Raw genomic sequence first — 20,823 nt, 5'->3', positions numbered from 1 at the left:
GACCTTTTTGATGTGGCACTTATCTGATGAGAGTGGTTGCGTCCAGCTTAGGCATCCAGTTCTGAGACGAGAATACCTAGACGATCAAGTGCTTCAATGGCCGCTTCGAGTGCTGCTTCACTATCGGCTTCAAGCGTATGGAGATGGACACCATCGGTCAAACTAGACAAAGGTGTTGCTTGTGTCTCTTCTAATTGTTCGATCAAAGCCCGAACATCACGTCGGCTCTTCAGCATCAATTCTCCTGTCAAAAATCCATAAACCGGATGTTCGACGATGACATCACGGATGATGACACCTTCATCCACGATCGCATCACATTCTGCCTTCAGCTGATCAATACCATGACGGCACACGACTTTTCTGATGTGGCGTGAGGCGTCGAGCTCTGGATCATTCAACAAATAGCCGCGTGCGGTCGCGACGACAGGATATCCTTTTGCCTTTAATAAGGATAGATCCTGGACGATGACTTGGCGGCTGACACCTGCCTGCTTGGCAAGTTTAGTTCCAGTGACCGGTCGTTCGCTCTCCTGAATCATTTGTAATAATTCTTGCCGGCGTTCTTCCCCGGATTGTCTTCTTTCCATGACGACTCCTACCTTTCCATTAATCTGAGTCCTCTAGAGAACAAAGGACATCGATACATCGCTTCACTTCTTCATCGGTCGTCATTCGACCAAAACTCAGGCGGATTAAGCCATGCGCAGCCGTATCATCAAAACCGATCGCTCGTAAGGTCGCGTTTGGTCCGTTTTCGCCTGCGCGACAAGCACTTCCCGCCGAGACGGCAATCCCAGCGCGGTTCAGGGCGAGAAGGACGAATTGACCATCCCGTTGTTTCGTGTGGATGGCACAGATCGAGTCGAGTTGTTGAGGCGATTCAATGATTTGATACTGAGAAGAAGGAAGTCTTTTTTTTAGCATACCACGAAATCTTTTGCTCGATGTCTGGATCTGCTGATTTTCCTCTCGGTAGCGGCTGCAGGCCATCAGGAAAGCTGCAATCCCCGGGACATCAACCGTTCCTGGACGAATCCCGTATTCATGATGGGCTTCATAGTAGGGACTGAACAAGGGGCGACGCAGATAGACAGCACCCAGTCCTTTTGGTCCGTACACTTTATGACTGCTGATCGTATAGGCATCGACATCTGTCAAGTGGACCGGTTGTTTCAAAAATCCTTGAATACCATCGCAATGAAACAAAAGACCACGTTGACGGCAAAAAGCAGCGATGTCTGCGATCGGAAAGATGAATCCGGTCTCTGAATTGACATGCTGGATCGAGACGACACCGACCTCTTCCGTGCATGCTTCCTTGAATTGAACCCAATCAAACTCACCTGTCGCTTGTAAGCTGATGGTAACCGTTTTAGTCGCCAATCGTTTTAAGGGCAAGGTCACGGAATCGTGTTCTGACATAAGTGTCAAGACAGTTGTCTTTTTACTTTGCCGCAATAAATGACTTAACGCAATGTAATTGGCTTCCGAACCACTCCCTGTAAAAATAATGGTTCCTTCCGTCAACTGTAACCATGTCATCAATTGAGTACGTGCTTGGTCGAGCAGTTGGAGGGCGGCATCTCCCGCGTCATGAAGCGAGGAACTGTTGCCATACGCCCGTTCTGCTGCTTGTCGATACTGTTGTAGCGCATCCGGGTGCATCGCTGTTGTGGCGGCATGATCCAAATAAATCATAAGTTATCGTATCCTTTCATCTTGTCACTCAGCTAAAAATATGCCAAACTTATTGTCAAGTCAATAGTAAAGACAAATAATAGGGGTGTAAATCAAATGTCATTACATAAAAAGATAGAAGTAGATGTTTTGATCATCGGTACAGGACTAGCGGCAGTTTCCGTTGCACTCCATCTCCCATCCGAAATGAACGTCTTGCTCGTTTCAAAAGGGAAACGGACAGAAACAAATTCCATGCGGGCACAGGGAGGGATCGCTTCCGCATATTTAGAGCGTGACCACTCCAGTCATCAAGCAGATACGATACAAGCCGCAAAGGGACGGACAGACGAAGAAACGATCGCCTTCATCACGGCAGCGGGACGACAGGTCATTCAAGAGTTGGAAGCGTTTGGTGTTACGTTTGACCGTCAAGCAACAGGCGCCTATGCCTTAGGTCAAGAAGGAGCACATACGATACCGCGTATTTTCCATAGTGGGGGGGACCGGACAGGTGAACGGATGATGACGCAACTGCTCCGTCAACTCCCGCATCCAATCATCGAAGATACCGTAATCACAGAACTGATGACCGTCAAGCAACAAGTTGTCGGAGCGCGAGGATATCAAGGGGAGACACCACTCCTCATCTCAGCCCGGGCCGTCGTCTTAGCAACGGGCGGAATCGGAGGATTGTTCACGGCGTCAACAAATGAGCCGTGTCTGACGGGTGACGGTTTGGCGCTCGCCGCTCACGTCGGAGCGCGGTTATCAGATTTAGGTTATATCCAACATCATCCGACTGTGCTGCTTCATGACGGTGTCAGTCACGGTTTGATCACAGAAGCATTACGGGGTGCCGGAGCCTACTTGATGACGGCAGACGGGCGACGCGTAATGGCGGATCATCCGCAAGGCGATTTAGCCGCGCGGGACGAAGTCGCATCGATGATTACGGCAACACGGTGCAAGGAACCTGTTTATCTGAATACGACAGCAGTCGAACGACTGGAAACACGATTCCCGACATTTGTTGAAAAATGTGAAATGTTGAACATACGTCCGGAGTTAGTCGAAGTGACGACCGGTGTGCATTTTATAATGGGAGGAATCGAGACGGATCAAGCCGGACGAACGACGGTCTCTGGTCTGTACGCGGTTGGGGAGACCGCTTCGATTGGACTGCACGGAAAAAACCGGTTGGCGTCGAATTCACTACTGGAATGTTTTGTGATGGGAAAAGAATTAGCGTTACAGCTTCAGCTGCCTTATCGGAGACCATTACCTGAACCAACCGACATATCCGGTATAGACGTGATGACCGATCCGTCATTGACGGATGTCTTACGTGTCAATCTCGAACTAACTGGACTCGAACAGACGCTTCGAACCTATAAAAAGCAGCGCTCTGAACCGGGAAGGGGACGAGAGGCAGAGTTGAATCGACTCAAACACACCACCGCCCGACTTTTACTGGAAGGCGCAATTGAACGATTAAAAGGAGAGCAACAGGATGAACAGATGGCATCTGCAACAACAGCTTAAAGATTTTTTGATCGAGGACATCGGTCATCAGGACGTGACGAGTGAAGTTTGTCTGACCGGCATGGAGCAGGGCGTCGGACGGTTCATTGCTAAGGAATCAGGGATATTTTGTGGGGAGGACGTCTTGATCGAATTGGCGCGACTACTTGCCGTCGAACATGAAACGATCGTGACAGACGGACAAGCGATTGTTCGCGGACAGGTGTTAGCGAACTGGTCGGGACAATTACGCTCGATTTTGACGGGTGAACGGGTGGCATTGAATCTCATTCAACGGACGTCAGGCATTGCGACGTTGACGCAGCAAGCAGTCAGCCAGGCGGCCGGAAGAGTTCGGATTACAGATACACGAAAGACGACACCGGGATTACGAATGCTTGAGAAACATGCGGTCCGGATCGGAGGCGGCTTTAACCACCGCGGGCGGCTCGATGATGCTGTCATGATCAAAGATAATCACATCACCGTCGCCGGTTCGATCACGGCGGCCGTCGAACGGGCAAAACAACAGGTCGGTCATACGACACCGATCGAAGTCGAAGTCGAGACCGGTGAAGAAGTTAAAGAAGCTGTCGCAGCAGGGGTCGATATCATCATGCTCGATAATCGATCGCCGGAGGAAATCAAGACGTTCCGGAAATGGATTCCGAAACAGATCACAGTGGAGTTATCAGGTGGAATCACGCTTGATACATTACCGGCGTATTGTGATACCGGGGCAGATTACATCTCACTCGGCGCATTGACGCACTCGGCACCTGCATTAGACATCAGTATGAAAATCGTAGGAGGAAAAAAAGATGAACGTTGATTTATTTACTCACCAGGGAATTCCACGAACATACTTGGAGAAAACAGACGAAGAATTAGTGTCGTTGATTGAAAGTGTCAAAAGCCGGATGGGAACCCGACTATTTTTACCGGCTCATCATTATCAAAAAGATGAGGTCGTTCAGTTCGCGGATGCGACCGGAGATTCGCTTCAACTGGCACAACTCGCGAAAAAGATGACAGAAGCGGAATACACCGTGTTTTGCGGGGTCCATTTCATGGCAGAGACAGCAGACATGCTGACTGAAGCAAGTCACACGGTCGTTTTACCCGACATGCGGGCAGGTTGTTCGATGGCGGATATGGCGAATGGATTTCAAACAGAACGGGCTTACGAAATCCTCAGTGACCGGCTCGGTCAATCGATTCTTCCGTTGACCTATGTCAACTCGACCGCGGAAATCAAGGCATTTGTCGGTCGTCATGGCGGAGCGACCGTCACCTCGTCCAATGCGGTCCAAATGGTCGAATGGGCACTTGCTGAGCGTGATATCCTCTTTTTCCTGCCCGATCAACATTTAGGACGGAATACGGCGCATGCCTTGGGTGTTCCGTTAGAGCAGATGGCTGTTTGGGATCCGATAGCGGACGAACTGCTGTTTGATGGAGTGGATGCCGATATCCGCGTCGTATTGTGGAAAGGGCATTGTTCCGTCCATGAAAAATTCACCGTCGGACAGATTGATCAGTTCCGGCGGACGGAACCGGATCGAACGATCCTTGTCCACCCGGAATGTTCATTTGAAGTCGTTGATGCGTCTGACTTGAATGGATCGACAGCCTATATCATCGATCAGATAAAACGGGCGCAACCGGGAACGAAATGGGCGATCGGGACCGAAATGAATCTTGTGCAACGACTGGCATACGACCACCCCGAACTGGATATCGTTTCCTTGAATCCGTTCATGTGTCCGTGTCTGACGATGAACCGGATTGATTTACCGCACCTCGCCTGGTCATTGGAGCAAATCGAAGCCGGCCATCCGGTGAATGTCATCACCGTCGATGCTGACACGACCCGTTATGCGGTCCTTGCGCTCGAACGGATGCTCGAACGTTCATGAACACATCCGATCCTCTACTATCTGGCAACGGATGGTAGAGTTTTTTTGTGGAATTACGTTTTGAAGAGCTTCCGCGTTATATGCTACAATAACACGAGAGTTTGTTAATGGATGGGAGCGTTCTAAAGTGATAGAATTCGTACGCGGCGAAGTCGCTTATGTCTGTGCAGAATTCGTGACGATCGAGGTCGGGGGGATTGGCTACAAAATCGTAGCACCGAACCCGTTTTTTTATCGGACCGGAGACGAACAGGTTATCGTATATACGTATCATTATGTCAGAGAAGACCAAGAAGTATTATTCGGATTCCGTTCACGACGCGAACGAGCACTGTTCACGAAATTACTTGGTGTGACCGGGATTGGTCCAAAAGGGTCGCTCGCGATCGTCGCATCGGGTGATGTCGACGCGCTGGTCGAAGCAATCGAACAAGAAAAAGAAAGTTATCTCATTAAATTCCCGGGTGTCGGGAAAAAGACGGCGAAACAAATGACGCTCGATTTAAAAGGGAAGCTGGCCGAACTGGCCCCTGATTATATTCCGAGTGAAGGATTGTTCGCTCAAGGAAATGCCGAACTAAATGAAGCATGTGAAGCCTTGACGGCACTTGGTTACAGTGAACGGGAAGTCGAAAAAGTGAAAAAAGCGCTTCAAGGTGAAGTGCTGTCGACCGACCAATACGTGAAGCGGGCGCTGCAGTTGTTATTGAATGTGAGGTGAGAACATGGAAGAACGGATTTTGTCAGAATCCGCCCACGCGGAAGATCAGGAAGAGTGGAGTTTACGTCCTCAGACACTTGAACAATACATCGGTCAAGAAAAAGCCAAAGGCAATCTGAGTGTCTTTATCCAAGCGGCAAAAATCCGTCAAGAAACACTGGATCATGTGCTTCTGTATGGTCCACCCGGACTCGGGAAGACGACACTTGCAACAATCATCGCCAATGAAATGGGTGTCGGAATCAAGACGACGGCCGGACCGGCAATCGAACGACCTGGAGACTTAGCAGCAATCCTTTCCTCGCTCGAGCCGGGGGATGTCCTGTTCATCGACGAGATTCACCGGTTAAGTCGTTCCATCGAGGAAATCTTGTACCCGGCGATGGAAGACTATTGTCTTGATATCGTCATTGGTCAAGGGGAACTGGCCCGAAGTGTCCGAATCGATTTGCCGCCCTTTACACTGGTCGGAGCGACGACACGGGCGGGTATGTTATCGGCACCACTCCGGGATCGGTTTGGTGTGACGCTGAAACTCGAGTATTATACGATGCCGGAACTTTCAGCCATCGTCACGCGGACGTCCCGTTTGTTTGGGTTTGAAGCAGACCGGATGGCAGCGGAAGCGATTGCCCTTCGTTCACGTGGTACGCCGCGTGTCGCCAATCGACTGTTACGACGCGTTCGGGACTTTGCCCAAGTCGCCCATCAAACGGCGATTGACGCAACGCTTGCGACGAGTGCCCTCGATCGATTACACGTCGATGCCTTAGGTCTTGATGACGTCGATCACCGGTTGTTACGTTCGCTTGCAGAACGGTTTGCAGGGGGACCGGTCGGGCTCGAGACGATTGCGGCGACGATCGGAGAAGATGCCCAGACGATTGAAGATGTCTATGAACCTTATTTGCTTCAACAAGGCTTTTTACAACGGACACCACGTGGTCGTGTCTTAACGCCGTTTGCACGGCAACATTTAGGATTGAAAGAAGGAAATTAAAGATGGATGTAAATTTATTTGATTTTCATTTACCAGAAGAACAGATTGCCCAAGTCCCGTTACTTGATCGGACGAGTTCGAAGTTGATGGTCGTCAATCGGGAAACGGGAGCGCTCCGTCATGAAACGTTCCATGACATCGTGTCGTATTTCAATGCCGGAGATACACTGGTCATCAATGATACAAAAGTCTTGCCGGCCCGGTTGTTTGGGGTCAAGGAAGAGACCGGCGGGAAGATTGAACTCCTGTTACTCAAGCAGACGAGTGAGGATGTCTGGGAAACGCTCGCTAAACCAGCGAAGCGGGTTAAACCGGGAACGAAGCTGTCCTTTGGAGACGGGTTACTCCAAGCGGAATGTCTCGAAGCACTTGAAGATGGTGGACGGATTCTGAAGTTTTCCTACACAGGTATCTTTTATGAAGTACTCGATCAACTTGGTACGATGCCGTTACCCCCCTATATCCATGAACAGTTGGAAGATCAAGACCGTTATCAGACCGTTTACGCCCGAGAACGAGGGAGTGCGGCAGCACCGACGGCAGGACTCCACTTCACACCGGAATTGTTGAAAGCCTTGACGGATAAAGGTGTGCACCTCGCACCGTTGACGTTACACGTCGGGCTCGGCACGTTCCGACCGGTTTCCGTCGATGATGTCGACAGCCATAAGATGCACAGTGAATACTACGAATTACCGGAGTCATCCGCTCAGATTTTACGAGAAACCCGGAAAAATGGTGGACGAATCATTGCCGTCGGGACGACATCGACCCGAACGCTCGAGACGGTCATCCGGGACCACGGTGACTTCGTCGAAGCGTCTGGTTGGACGGATATCTTCATCTATCCGGGTCAAGAAATCAAAGGGATTGACGGATTGATCACGAATTTCCATTTACCGAAGTCGACGTTAATCATGCTCGTGTCTGCCTTATCGACACGTGAACACATTTTACATGCCTATGAAGAAGCCGTTGCGCAAGGATACCGATTCTTTAGTTTCGGAGACGCGATGTTCTTAACGAGAGAGGAATTAAACCGATGACAAAACACGCAGTAACCTACGAACATATCAAGACCTGTAAACAATCCGGTGCGCGGTTAGGAATCGTCCATACGCCGCACGGTAGTTTCGAGACACCTGTCTTCATGCCGGTCGGGACACAAGCGACGGTCAAGACGATGGCACCGGAGCAAATCAAGGACATGAACGCGAACATCATCCTGTCGAACACGTACCATTTATGGGTCCGTCCTGGACATGATGTCATCAAGGAAGCCGGCGGACTGCACAAATTCATGAACTGGGATGGAGCGATCTTAACCGATTCCGGTGGTTTCCAAGTCTTCTCACTTGCTGACTTACGTAACATCACAGAAGAAGGTGTCCATTTCCGGAATCACTTGAACGGTGACAAGTTGTTCTTATCACCGGAAAAAGCGATGGAAATTCAAAATGCGTTGGGTTCCGATATCATGATGGCATTTGACGAGTGTCCACCGTTCCCGGCATCACACGAATACATGAAAGCTTCCGTCGAACGGACAAGCCGTTGGGCAGAACGTTGCCTCGCTGCGCACGAACGTCCACAAGATCAAGCGTTATTCGGCATCATCCAAGGGGGCGAATACGAGGATTTGCGTCGTCAAAGCGCACGTGACCTGGCGTCACTTGATTTCCCGGGATATGCCGTCGGAGGTTTGTCGGTTGGAGAGCCAAAGGATGTCATGTACCGTGCACTTGATTTTACGACACCGCTCATGCCGGAAGACAAACCCCGTTACTTGATGGGGGTCGGCTCGCCGGATGCGTTGATCGAAGGCGCGATTCGCGGGATCGATATGTTCGACTGCGTCTTGCCGACTCGGATCGCGCGTAACGGAACGTTGATGACGTCAAGCGGACGTCTCGTCGTCCGCAATGCCAAATATGCCCGCGATTTCCGTCCGCTCGATGAAAAATGTGATTGCTATGCATGTAAGAATTATTCGCGTGCTTACATTCACCATTTGATCCGTGCGCAGGAAACGTTTGGGTTGCACCTCTGTTCGACACATAATCTTCACTTCCTCGTCAAGTTGATGGAAGGCGTTCGTCAAGCGATTCGTGAAGACCGTCTGCTTGATTTTAAAGATGAATTTTTTGAAGAATATGGCTATAATTTACCGAATGCGAAGAATTTCTGATAAACGGTCTGACAAATCCATTCTTTTTACGGTATAATGAACGTGATTTGAATGAAAAGGAGCTGACTCAGATGCAACAATTATTGACATTCCTCCCGATGATCTTGATCTTCGTGGTGTTTTATTTCTTGTTGATTCGTCCACAGAACAAACGCCAGAAGCAAGTGCGTGAGATGCAAACCCAGTTATCACGCGGTGACTCGATCGTCACGATCGGTGGCCTTCATGGGGTTGTACAAAAAGTTGATGAGACAACGGTCACATTGAAATCAGGCAACGCACAATTGACGTTTAACCGAAGTGCGGTCGCAGAAGTTACGAAAAAATCAACGACTGTCATGGACGACGAAATCGTCGAATAAGGCTCGAAACAGACGCTTTCCGAATCCGGGAGCGTCTTTTCTGTTTTTATATGAGAAAAACGATTGCTATCATTACCAATTCTTATGTAAGCTAGGATAGGATAAGAAAGTTGTCTGAAAATATACTGGGATAGAGAGAAAGGACAATGTAGCATGATTAAGAAGGGAAAACTGGCCTCGTTTTTTATCATCGTTGCCGCGCTGCTCATATTGATCGGTACGACATCGACTTGGCTTTTAAAGGACACGAAGTTGGGTCTTGATTTAAAAGGTGGATTTGAAGTGCTGTATGAAGTACAACCGCTCAAAGAAGGCGACGTCATCGATGCGAACGCGATGAGCGCGACCTTGACGGCCATCGAAAACCGAGTCAACGTCCTTGGTGTCTCGGAACCGGACATCCGGATTGAAGGAGACAACCGGATTCGGGTCCAGTTAGCCGGTGTCAAGAATCAGAGTGAAGCACGTCAGATTTTATCATCGACGGCTGAATTATCCTTCCGGGACATCAACGACAAAGTGTTACTGGATGGATCGGATTTGAAGGCAAAAGGAGCAAAAGTCGGATATGATCCGCAAACAAACGCGCCGCTTGTCGAATTGACGATGAAGTCAAAAGAAAAGTTTTATGAAGTGACACAAAACGTATCAAAAATGCAACCGCCGGGCAACCGCCTTGTCATCTGGCTGGATTATGAAAAAGGCGATACTTACGAAAAAGAGATTCAAAAAGAAAATTCGAAAATCGTCTCTGATGCCTCGGTGCAACAACCGATCAACTCGGATAAAGCCATCATCTCAGGTGGTGATATCACAGCAGAATACGGCAAACAATTATCATCGATTCTAAATGCTGGAGCTCTTCCGGTTAAGCTCGATGAAATCTATTCGACGTCTGTCTCGGCTGCTTTTGGTCAGGATGCCCTCGATCAGACATTGTTTGCTTCGATGATCGGTGTGGCAGCTGTCTTCTTGTTCATGTTGCTGTTTTACCGGGTGTCTGGTTTCGTATCGATCATCACGTTATTGTTCTATATCTATCTCGTCATGATCTTCTTTAACGGAATCAATGCCGTACTGACGTTACCAGGGATCGCAGCCCTCGTGCTAGGTGTCGGGATGGCGGTTGATGCCAACATCATCACGGCCGAACGGATTAAAGATGAATTACGTAGTGGGAAATCGGTCTTGTCGGCCTTTAAAGCCGGAAATCGTCGTTCGTTCGGCACGATTCTTGATGCCAACTTGACGACGTTGATTTCAGCAGGTGTGTTGTATTACTTCGGTACGAGTACGGTCAAAGGGTTTGCGATCATGCTGATGGTCTCGATTGCCGTTACGTTCGTCACGAATGTCTTCATCTCACGTTACCTGATGCAACTTCTCGTCAGTAGCCGATGGTTTGATAAGAAAAAAACCTGGTTTGGCGTAAAGGAGAGTGAAATTCGTGAACTTTAATCCAACGAAACTTGATTATGTAAAACACCGGAAAATCTATTTTACAATCACGATTACCTTGGTGCTGATTTCTGTACTATTACTGGCTTTTCGAGGGTTGAACCTTGGGATTGACTTCACAGAAGGAACACGAGTCGAGATTGCCTCAACAGACACGATTAAAGAAGCTGATGTACGGGCAGTCATTGAGGATGCTGGGATCGATCCGGCTGAAATCAATGGTGTTCAATTTGCACAAGGTGGAACACTCGCCAACGTAACGTTTGTTGGTGAATTCAGCCAGGAACAGATTTCAAAAATGAAACAAGTCATTGAAGCAGAGTATGGCAAAGAACCGAGTATCTCGACGGTATCGGCACAAGTCGGTCAGGAGATCGCCCGAAATGCGATTTACGCCGTCTTGCTCGCCTCACTCGGAATCGTCATCTACGTATCGTTCCGTTTTCAGCCGCTTTACGGGATTGCGACGGTCCTTGCGTTGCTCCATGATGCCTTGATGATCATTGCGTTCTTCTCGCTTTTACAGATCGAAGTCAACCTTTACTTCATCGCTGCCGTCTTGACGATCATCGGGTATTCGGTCAATGATACGATCGTCACGTTCGACCGCGTGCGAGAAAATCTGGGACTTGCCGAAAAAGGTGGACGTCAAGTCACGTATCCGGAGCTCGCGCAAATCGTCAACGAATCGATTCAACAAACGATCATTCGCTCCATCAATACCGTCATTACCGTCATCATGACGGCCGCTGCACTGTATATCTTCGGCAGTGAAGCCATCCGCGGATTCAGTCTGGCCTTACTGGTTGGTCTGATCATGGGAATGTATTCTTCGATTTTCATTGCGGCCCAATTGTGGCTCGTCATGAAAGGTCGGACATTAAAATCATCGAAACAAGCATCATGAATGAGATCCGCGTTAGCTATCGCTAACGCGGGTTTTGTTTTATAATGATGAAGTTGATTGGAGGGGTTAGATGTATCATTCGAAGAAAACATGGATCGATAAAGAAGTCGATTCACTCAAAATAAACGAGTTGGCAGAACAAGTGGCAGTCTCGCGACAAGTCGCACATCTGCTCGTGCAACGTGGGTTTGAGACGGCAGAACAGGCGAAAGCGTTTTTAGAAGCAGACCAGATGGATTTTCATGATCCGTTCCTGTTTCAAGACATGAATAAAGTCGTCGCCCGGATTCAACAGGCTGCTGACGAAGGTGAAATGATTTTAATTTATGGCGATTATGACGTCGATGGTGTCAGTTCAGCTGCGATTCTTTGGCATGCGTTAGTCGAAATCGGAGCGATGGCGGAATGTTATATCCCGAACCGTTTTACGGAAGGGTATGGACCAAACGAAGCAGCGTTCCGTTGGGCAGCAGAAGAAGGATTTGGTTTAGTCATCACCGTCGACTGTGGTATTTCTGGAATCGACGAAGCAAAAGTCTTACAAGACTTAGGTGTCGATTTAATCATTACCGATCACCACGAAGCAAAAGACGTCTTACCGGATGCCTTTGCCATGATTCATCCTGGGGTCGATACGAACTATCCGTATTCGAAGTTAGCCGGTGCCGGTGTCGCCTTTAAAGTCGCCCATGCCCTGCTCGGTCGGGTACCGGAGGAACTGCTTGATTTAGCCGTTCTTGGGACGATCGCCGATTTAGTCCCGTTAGTTGGTGAAAACCGGTTACTCGCAGCAAAAGGAATCGAAGCCTTGAACGCAAGCGAACGTCCCGGAATCTTAGCGTTACGGAAAGTGTGCAGCTTAGTGGAAGACGAGTTGACGGAAGAATCGGTTGGTTTTGCCTTTGGTCCACGGATCAATGCGGCAGGTCGTCTCGATTCCGCGATGCCGGCGCTTGAGATGTTGCTGGCGGAAACGATCGAAGAAGCCAGTATCCTCGCAGAACAACTGGATCAACAAAACAAACAACGGCAAGACATCGTCAAGAACATCGCGGAAGAGGCGATTGATTTAGTCGAACGTCATTATTTATCCGATCGTGTATTAGTCGTCGACTCAAATCAGTGGAATCCCGGTGTCGTCGGAATCGTTGCCTCACGGCTCGTCGAGAAGTATCATCGTCCGGTCATTCTTTTGTGCCATGATGCGGAAAAAGGAACGGCAAAAGGTTCAGGTCGATCGATTGCTGCGTTTGATCTGTTTGCTGAATTGACACGATGTGAAGACATCTTGCCACACTTCGGCGGACATCCTGCTGCAGCAGGCATGACTTTATCGTCAGAGGATGTCTCCGTCTTACGGGAACGGTTGAATGCGCAAGCCGCCGGCTTACCGGACAAGGCGTTCATCGCGACGACGGAAATCGATTTACGTCTCAACGTCTCAGAGATCTCGATTGGATTGATCGAAGAAATGGGACGACTGGCCCCATTTGGTATGGGCAATCCTTCGCCGCGTGTCGTCGTCGAAGGGGCGAACATCCGGGATTTAAAGCGGATCGGTCGTGATTTGACACACTTGAAAGTCCTCGTGACAGATGGGAAAACGGAACTCGATGGAATCGGGTTTGGGTTTGGGGACGCGGTCGATGAGATTTCGTCACTCGCAGACGTCTCCTTGATGGGGAGCTTAAACATCAATGAGTGGAACGGGTTCCGGAAACCACAGTTGATGATTCAAGATTTAGCCGTCGTTGATTATCAATTGTTTGATTACCGTGGCGGTAAAAAACCGTTAACGGACGTGTTTGAGTTACCAGAAGACATGACGACGTTAGTTGCCTTCTCGAAAGACACACAAACGAAGTATGCCGAACGTCCCTTGAACGGTCCGATCAAAGCCAATATCGTCTTTTTAGACTTGCCGGAAGAAGAGTCAGCCTTTTTGCCCTACTTGAAAGAGGCGGAGCGTGTGTATTGCGCGTTTAAGGACGAAGGATACTATTTCGAGACGATTCCTTCACGGGAAGAGTTTAAACAGTACTTCAATTATTTTGCCAAATGTCCACGAGATGAACTGCGAATCGGCCTCGTCCGTTTGTCGAAATCCCGAAAATGGTCGAAACGTTCAATTAACTTTATGCATTCAGTGTTTTCGGAACTGGATTTTCTTGTTACAATGGAGGACGGGCTGCCGGGTGTGAACCCGAATGCTGAAAAACGAGATCTGACGGAAGCCGCGACGTACAAGCGTCATGAGGAACGTCAGCGTCTTGAGCAACAATACATTTATTCGTCACTCGCTCAGTTGAAAGAGCGTTTTGATACTTTGGTAGAAGCGGCGAAGCAGGAGGAAATGACATGGAGTTCAAACAGCATATAAAAGAGGTCGAAAACTGGCCGAAAGAAGGAATTAGTTTCAAAGATATCACATCACTGATGCAGAATGGTCCTGCCTACAAACAATCGGTCGACGCCTTGATCGATTATGCGCGTAAACAAGATGCTGACGTCATTGCCGGTCCGGAAGCACGTGGATTCGTCGTAGGTTGTCCAGCCGCTTACGCGATGGAAATCGGTTTCGTACCGGTTCGTAAAGAAGGGAAACTACCGCGTGAGACAGTTCGTGTCGAGTATGGTCTCGAGTACGGAAAAGATGTCTTGACGATGCATCACGATGCGATCCAACCCGGACAACGCGTCGTCATTCTAGACGATTTACTTGCGACAGGTGGAACGATCGAAGCGACAATCAAAATGATTGAACAGCTTGGCGGAACAGTTGCCGGAATCGGATTCTTGATTGAACTCGATGGGTTAGGCGGACGTGAAAAATTAGAAGGATACGATATCTTGTCCTTGATTCGTTACGCAGATTAATACGTAGTAGATATCCTCTCGGCTGTAGTCGGGGGGGTATTTCTTTTTATTTTGACATATTATCAAAATTTCACGATAATAGAAGATATATATATTAGGGATTCAGCGTAATCAATCCCGGGGACTGGGTGAGGATAAGGGATGACAAATAAACAAATCGTAAATGTAGAAGACCTTCTCGCTCGATGTGCGGAGTACATGACCGAGGCAGAAGTCAAGGATATCGAACGTGCCTATCAATTCGCAAAAGACGAGCATGAAGGACAATTTCGTCGATCGGGTGAACCTTACATCATTCACCCCGTTCAAGTAGCGGGGATACTAGTGGATATCGGACTGGATGCGACGACGATCGTTGCCGCTCTTCTTCATGATGTCGTCGAGGATACTGACATTACGCTGGAGGAACTAACGGAACGTTTTGGAGCAGACGTGACGATGCTCGTTGATGGTGTGACGAAACTCGGTAAAATCAAATACAAATCCAAACGGGAAGAATTAGCTGAAAACCACCGGAAGATGTTCATTGCGATGGCAGAAGATATCCGTGTGATCTTGATTAAGCTAGCCGACCGTTTGCACAATATGCGGACGTTACAACATATGGTGAAAGAAAAACAAGTCCAAAAAGCAGAAGAAACACTCGAAATCTTTGCGCCGCTTGCGCATCGACTCGGGATATCGACGATTAAATGGGAACTCGAAGATATCAGTCTTCGTTACATCAATCCGCAACAATACTACCGGATCGTCTCGATGATGAAACAAAAACGGACGGAACGGGAAGCACTGGTCACATCCGTGATTGATGAAGTTAACGAAGTACTCGAAGAAGTTGAGATTGCAGCGGATGTGGATGGCCGCCCGAAACACATCTATTCGATTTATAATAAAATGCAAAATTCAAAAAAAGAATTCAGCGAAATTTATGATTTGATGGCCGTCCGGATCATCGTCGACTCGATCAAAGATTGTTACGCGGTGCTCGGAATCATTCATACACAATATAAACCGATGCCGGGACGTTTCAAGGACTATATCGCCATGCCTAAACCGAACATGTACCAGTCACTGCATACGACGGTCATCGGGCCAAAGGGTGAACCGCTTGAAGTGCAAATTCGGACACGCGATATGCATTTCATCGCCGAGTACGGAATTGCCGCACACTGGGCTTACAAAGAAGGCAAGGAACAGGAAGCAAAATCCGGTTTTGAAGATAAAATCGCTCATTTCCGTGAAATTTTAGAGCTTCAAAAAGATACAGCCGATGCAGAGGAATTCATGGAATCTGTCAAAGTCGATTTCTTTAGCGACATGTTGTATGTCTTCACACCAAAGGGTGATGTCATCGAATTACCTAAAGGATCGGTGCCGATTGATTATGCGTACCGGATTCATACGGAAATCGGACACCGGACGATCGGAGCGAAAGTCAACGGACGGATGGTACCGATTGACTATAAACTGAAAACCGGTGACATCATTGAAATCGTCACATCAAAACACAGTTACGGACCAAGCAAGGATTGGCTGAAGATTTGTGTCTCAAGTCAAGCGAAAAATAAGATTCGTCAATGGTTCAAGCGCCAACAACGGGAAGAAAACGTCTCCAAAGGCCGCGAGCTGATTGAGGCAGAAGTGAAGAAGCTTGGTTTTGAACCGAAGGATGTCATCAACGACAAGACACTTGAAGACGTGACACGGAAGTTCAACTTCGGTCAAGAGGAAGATATGTATGCCGCGGTTGGTTATCATGGATTGACAGCCGCTCAAGTCGCGCATAAATTGACGGAAAAATTGCGCAAGGATAAAGAATCAAAAAACCTTGAACTCAACGATGCCATCAGTGGGATGAAGACGTTCGACCGACCGAAAAAACAAAATCCGGAAGGGGTTCGTGTCAAAGGAATCGACAATATGTTGGTTCGGATGAGCCGGTGCTGTAATCCGGTACCGGGAGACGATATCGTCGGCTATATCACACGCGGACGTGGTGTCTCGATCCACCGGGCGGATTGTCTGAATGTCATTCACGAACAAAATCCGGAACGATTGCTGGAAGTCGAATGGGAACATGAGGGCAAGACGGTCAAGAGTTATAATGTCGAAATTGAGATTTCTGGATTTGACCGAGCGGGTCTCTTAAATGACGTCCTTCAATCCGTCTCGGCGATGAATACGAATATCGTTGCCGTAAGTGGTAAAGGGGACGACAGCAAACAAGCGAAGATTTCAATGACGATTGCGATTGACAACGTCAACCACTTGCAGAAAGTGGTCGACCGGATTAAACAGATATCAGACGTGTATGCCGTACATCGCGTCATGATGACATAAGGAGCGGATAGGAATGCGAGTCGTATTACAACGGGTCAAAGAAGCAAGCGTGACGGTCGATGGATCGATTACCGGTCAAATCGATCAAGGATTTCTTTTACTCGTCGGGGTCACGCATGAAGATACGCTAGAACAAGTCAATTGGTTGGCGGATAAAATTGCGGGATTACGTGTATTCGAGGACGAGGAAGAACGGATGAACCGATCGCTTCAGGATGTCGACGGAAGTATTTTATCCGTTTCCCAGTTTACGTTATACGGAGATGTTAAAAAAGGGCGACGCCCAGCATTTACGGAAGCCGCAAAACCGGATCACGCGAACGAACTGTACGAAGCATTTAATGACCGTTTGCGTAAGCAGGGACTGACGGTCGAAACGGGACAGTTCGGAGCGATGATGGATGTGGCACTCGTCAATGATGGTCCGGTCACCTTGATTTTAGAAAAGTGACCAAAGTCTTGACAGGATCTTTCGAACGAGGCAATATAGGGGATAACAGAACGATATTAGAACCGATGATGAAGAAGAGTAGTTTAGAGCTCGGCTGCGTAGAGAGTCACCCCTTGGCTGGAAGGGTGATCAGGCGAACTAGATGAAAGACCCTTCTGAGGTATTTTCCTGAAACAGTAGAGTAGGGAAAATCGTAAGCAGGCGTTAACTGCACCGAGTGGCTGAATTAGATTCAGCAACCAGGGTGGTACCACGGGATCTTCAAGTTCTCGTCCCTTTGCGGACGAGGACTTTTTTTGTATTCAAAAGGAGGAATTAGGATGAAATTACCACGCGGAACGTTTGATGTGCTTCCGGGTACGGTCGAGCGTTGGCAGTATATTGAAAACCAGTTACGGGAGATCAGTAAACGTTATAACTACAAGGAAATCCGAACACCAATCTTCGAAGAAACAGAACTGTTTAAACGGGGTGTCGGGGAGACGACGGACATCGTCCAGAAAGAAATGTTCATGCTTGAAAAACGTGGAAAAGAACAGTTTACGCTTCGTCCGGAAGGGACGGCTGCCGTTGTCCGATCGTTCGTGACGAATAAACTGTACGGTTCACCGAATCAGCCGGTCAAGTTATTTTATATCGGACCGATGTTCCGGTATGAACGTCCCCAAGCGGGTCGCTTCCGTCAACTGCACCAATACGGCGTCGAAGCGCTAGGCAGTGAAGAACCGGCAATCGATGCAGAAGTCATCAGTCTTGCGATGAGCATCTATCGGTCATTCGGCTTAAAGAAATTAAAGCTTGTCATCAATTCACTCGGTGACAGTGAAAGTCGAGCGGCGCACCGGGAAGCGCTTGTCAATCACTTCAAGCCCGTTGCGCATGAGTTGTGTCAGGACTGCCAGAATCGTCTCGAAGCCAATCCACTGCGTGTCCTTGATTGTAAGGTCGATCGCAATCACCCGAGCATGGCGACGGCACCATCGATTCTTGACTTCTTGAACCCGGCATCAAAAGACTATTTTGATCAAGTCTTGCTTCATCTGGATGCGTTAGGCATCGAGTACGTCATTGATCCGACGCTCGTTCGTGGTCTTGACTATTACAACCACACGTCGTTTGAAATCATGTCGGAAGCAGAAGGTTTCGGGGCGATCACGACACTTTGTGGCGGCGGTCGCTACAACGGACTTGTCGAACAGATTGGTGGACCGGCGACACCGGGAATCGGTTTTGGTATTGGAATCGAACGTTTGTTGATGGCGCTTGAAAACGAAGCGGTCTTACCGGAAATCGATGAGTCGATTGATGTCTTCATCGTGGCGCAAGGGAACGATGAAGTCGAAAAAACGGCAACCCGTTTGCTGCAATTGATGCGTCTAGAAGGACTCGTCGCGGATCGTGATTACCTCGGACGGAAGTTTAAAGGACAATTCAAAGCAGCAGACCGCATGAAAGCACGCTTTACCGTCATCCTCGGAGACGAAGAAGTCGAGCGTGGTGCAGCGGCGCTAAAAGATATGTCGACCGGTGAACAGATTGATGTCCCACTGTCAGCAGTTGCCGACACGATTGTTGCGAAATTAAAGGAGGAAGTACAATGATCGGACGTACACATATGAACGGAACAGTAACAGAAGAAACAATTGGGCAAGCAGTTCAGTTAAAAGGATGGGTTCAAAAACGCCGTGACTTAGGTGGATTGATTTTCCTCGACTTACGCGACCGGACAGGGATCGTCCAAGTCGTCTTCCAACCGGAAAACGAACAGGCACACCGCTTAGCGGAAACGATTCGTTCAGAATACGTGCTCGATATTAAAGGAACCGTCATCAAACGTGAAAATCCGAATCCGAACATTCCAACGGGACAAGTTGAAGTCGTCGCGGATGAAGTCATCATCTTGAACGCTTCGAAAATGACGCCGTTCCCGATCAGTGAAGAAGCGGAACAAACATCCGAGGATCTTCGTCTGAAGTACCGTTATTTGGACTTACGTCGCCCGTCGCTGCAAGAAACATTCCGCCTGCGTTCGAAAGCTTCGAACATCATGCGAAACTTCCTCGACGAACAAGACTTCCTTGAAGTCGAAACACCAATCTTGACGAAGTCGACACCGGAAGGCGCACGCGATTACCTCGTTCCAAGTCGTGTCCATCCCGGCGAATTCTATGCTTTGCCACAATCACCGCAATTGTTTAAACAATTGTTGATGGTGTCTGGTTTTGAGCGGTACTTCCAAATCGCCCGTTGTTTCCGTGACGAAGATTTACGAGCAGACCGCCAACCGGAATTCACACAGGTCGATATCGAAACAAGCTTCATGGATGTCGAAGACTTGTACGCGATGATGGAAGCGATGATGACACGTGTCATGAAAGAAACACTCGGAAAAGACATCACGACACCGTTCCCACGGATGCCTCATGTAGAAGCGATGAGCCGCTTTGGTTCAGATAAGCCGGATACACGTTTTGGTCTTGAGTTGATTGATGTCGCGGAAGCGGTCACAGGAGCCGGTTTTAAAGTCTTTGATATGGCGCTTGAAGCAGGGGGCGAAGTCAAGGCCTTAAACGTCAAAGGTGCAGCAGATCAGTTTTCACGTAAAGATATTGATAAATTACAAGAATTCACGGCTATCTACGGCGCAAAAGGTCTTGCGTGGGTCAAAGTGACAGCAGAAGGTCTGAACGGGCCAATCGCGAAGTTCTTTGATGAAGCAGCGACGGCACGTCTTGTTGACGCAACGGCTGCTGAAGCCGGTGACTTACTTGTCTTCGTGGCGGCAAAAGCTTCGATTGTTGCCGACAGCCTCGGTGCACTTCGCCAAAAACTTGGAAAAGAACTTGGATTGATTGATGAGACTGTCTTCAATTTCCTTTGGGTGACGGATTTCCCACTCGTGACATTTGAAGAAGCAGATGGTCGTTTTTATGCGAACCACCATCCGTTCACGATGCCACGCCGGGAAGATCTCGATAAACTGGAGACGGACCCAGGCAGCGTCCTTGCCGTTGCGTATGACCTCGTCTTGAACGGGTATGAGTTAGGTGGAGGATCACAACGGATTTACGAACGGGATATTCAAGAGCGGATGTTTAAATTGCTTGGATTCACGGAAGAAGAAGCGAACGAACAGTTCGGATTCTTGATGGAAGCGTTCGAATACGGAACGCCGCCGCATGCGGGGATTGCGTTAGGTCTTGACCGTCTCATCATGTTACTCGCGGGACGAACGAATTTACGGGATACGATTGCTTTCCCGAAAACGGCGTCGGCGAGTGACTTGTTGACAGCAGCACCAAGTCCGGTCTCGGATGCACAATTAAACGAATTGTCGATCCGGACGGCAGTCAAACAATCATAAACAACACAGATTTCCTTCTGGTCAGAGGGAAA

General features: G+C 48.6%; 18 protein-coding genes and 1 other annotated feature. Of the genes, 16 read left to right on the top strand and 2 right to left on the bottom strand.

Going from position 1 to position 20,823, the window contains the following annotated elements; translation table 11 throughout:
- Positions 1–47 precede the first annotated feature (47 nt).
- The gene (locus P404_RS0103140) at positions 48–590 is read right to left on the bottom strand and encodes a transcription repressor NadR (RefSeq protein WP_026829944.1); all 543 of its coding nucleotides are present in this window, start codon (positions 588–590) and stop codon (positions 48–50) included.
- Positions 591–609: 19 nt separating this feature from the next.
- Positions 610–1,701 carry a cysteine desulfurase family protein gene (locus P404_RS0103135; RefSeq protein WP_026829943.1) on the bottom strand — a complete coding sequence of 364 codons (1,092 nt, stop codon included), beginning with the start codon at positions 1,699–1,701 and terminating at the stop codon, positions 610–612.
- A gap of 96 nt (positions 1,702–1,797) precedes the next feature.
- On the opposite strand from P404_RS0103135, the gene P404_RS0103130 reads away from it, so the two are divergent.
- From P404_RS0103130 to aspS, 16 genes are all read left to right on the top strand, one after another.
- Positions 1,798–3,225, top strand: coding sequence for an L-aspartate oxidase (locus P404_RS0103130; RefSeq protein ID WP_026829942.1), 1,428 nt, complete (start codon positions 1,798–1,800; stop codon positions 3,223–3,225).
- On the top strand, positions 3,194–4,036 hold the full coding sequence (nadC, locus tag P404_RS0103125; protein WP_026829941.1) for a carboxylating nicotinate-nucleotide diphosphorylase: 843 nt from the start codon (positions 3,194–3,196) through the stop codon (positions 4,034–4,036). Before P404_RS0103130 ends, nadC begins: the two co-directional genes overlap by 32 nt.
- Positions 4,026–5,123 carry a quinolinate synthase NadA gene (nadA, locus tag P404_RS0103120; protein ID WP_026829940.1) on the top strand — a complete coding sequence of 366 codons (1,098 nt, stop codon included), beginning with the start codon at positions 4,026–4,028 and terminating at the stop codon, positions 5,121–5,123. The genes nadC and nadA overlap by 11 nt, the downstream gene beginning before the upstream one ends.
- Positions 5,124–5,250: 127 nt before the next feature.
- Positions 5,251–5,844: a Holliday junction branch migration protein RuvA gene (gene ruvA / locus P404_RS0103115; protein ID WP_012370967.1), complete on the top strand. Its 594-nt coding sequence runs from the start codon at positions 5,251–5,253 to the stop codon at positions 5,842–5,844.
- 4 nt (positions 5,845–5,848) lie between these two features.
- The gene (gene ruvB, locus P404_RS0103110) at positions 5,849–6,844 is read left to right on the top strand and encodes a Holliday junction branch migration DNA helicase RuvB (protein ID WP_014970894.1); all 996 of its coding nucleotides are present in this window, start codon (positions 5,849–5,851) and stop codon (positions 6,842–6,844) included.
- 2 nt (positions 6,845–6,846) lie between these two features.
- Positions 6,847–7,890 carry a tRNA preQ1(34) S-adenosylmethionine ribosyltransferase-isomerase QueA gene (queA, locus tag P404_RS0103105; RefSeq protein WP_026829939.1) on the top strand — a complete coding sequence of 348 codons (1,044 nt, stop codon included), beginning with the start codon at positions 6,847–6,849 and terminating at the stop codon, positions 7,888–7,890.
- A complete protein-coding gene (gene tgt / locus P404_RS0103100; protein WP_014970892.1) occupies positions 7,887–9,032 on the top strand; it encodes a tRNA guanosine(34) transglycosylase Tgt in 1,146 nt (381 codons plus the stop codon). The genes queA and tgt overlap by 4 nt, the downstream gene beginning before the upstream one ends.
- Before the next feature lie 71 nt (positions 9,033–9,103).
- Positions 9,104–9,394, top strand: coding sequence for a preprotein translocase subunit YajC (gene yajC, locus P404_RS0103095; protein ID WP_014970891.1), 291 nt, complete (start codon positions 9,104–9,106; stop codon positions 9,392–9,394).
- A gap of 153 nt (positions 9,395–9,547) precedes the next feature.
- Positions 9,548–10,852, top strand: a complete 1,305-nt coding sequence (secD, locus tag P404_RS18175; RefSeq protein ID WP_081809563.1) for a protein translocase subunit SecD — start codon at positions 9,548–9,550, stop codon at positions 10,850–10,852.
- Positions 10,842–11,759: a protein translocase subunit SecF gene (secF, locus tag P404_RS18170; RefSeq protein WP_014970889.1), complete on the top strand. Its 918-nt coding sequence runs from the start codon at positions 10,842–10,844 to the stop codon at positions 11,757–11,759. Before secD ends, secF begins: the two co-directional genes overlap by 11 nt.
- A gap of 70 nt (positions 11,760–11,829) precedes the next feature.
- The gene (recJ, locus tag P404_RS0103085) at positions 11,830–14,139 is read left to right on the top strand and encodes a single-stranded-DNA-specific exonuclease RecJ (RefSeq protein WP_026829938.1); all 2,310 of its coding nucleotides are present in this window, start codon (positions 11,830–11,832) and stop codon (positions 14,137–14,139) included.
- On the top strand, positions 14,118–14,636 hold the full coding sequence (locus P404_RS0103080; RefSeq protein WP_014970887.1) for an adenine phosphoribosyltransferase: 519 nt from the start codon (positions 14,118–14,120) through the stop codon (positions 14,634–14,636). The genes recJ and P404_RS0103080 overlap by 22 nt, the downstream gene beginning before the upstream one ends.
- A 141-nt stretch (positions 14,637–14,777) precedes the next feature.
- Positions 14,778–16,976, top strand: coding sequence for a RelA/SpoT family protein (locus P404_RS0103075; protein ID WP_014970886.1), 2,199 nt, complete (start codon positions 14,778–14,780; stop codon positions 16,974–16,976).
- Positions 16,977–16,989: 13 nt separating this feature from the next.
- Complete coding sequence (gene dtd / locus P404_RS0103070; RefSeq protein ID WP_014970885.1) at positions 16,990–17,427, top strand: D-aminoacyl-tRNA deacylase; 438 nt, start codon at positions 16,990–16,992, stop codon at positions 17,425–17,427.
- A gap of 56 nt (positions 17,428–17,483) precedes the next feature.
- Positions 17,484–17,707 (top strand) — a binding site (T-box leader).
- A gap of 40 nt (positions 17,708–17,747) precedes the next feature.
- The gene (gene hisS, locus P404_RS0103065; protein ID WP_014970884.1) at positions 17,748–19,028 is read left to right on the top strand and encodes a histidine--tRNA ligase; all 1,281 of its coding nucleotides are present in this window, start codon (positions 17,748–17,750) and stop codon (positions 19,026–19,028) included.
- A complete protein-coding gene (aspS, locus tag P404_RS0103060; protein ID WP_014970883.1) occupies positions 19,025–20,791 on the top strand; it encodes an aspartate--tRNA ligase in 1,767 nt (588 codons plus the stop codon). Before hisS ends, aspS begins: the two co-directional genes overlap by 4 nt.
- Positions 20,792–20,823 lie beyond the last annotated feature (32 nt).

Source organism: Exiguobacterium antarcticum DSM 14480 (assembly GCF_000685865.1).
Classification (GTDB): Bacteria; Bacillota; Bacilli; order Exiguobacteriales; family Exiguobacteriaceae; genus Exiguobacterium_A; species Exiguobacterium_A antarcticum.
The sequence above is the reverse complement of the archived record's forward strand: the minus strand, read 5'-3'. Positions and strand labels throughout refer to the sequence as shown.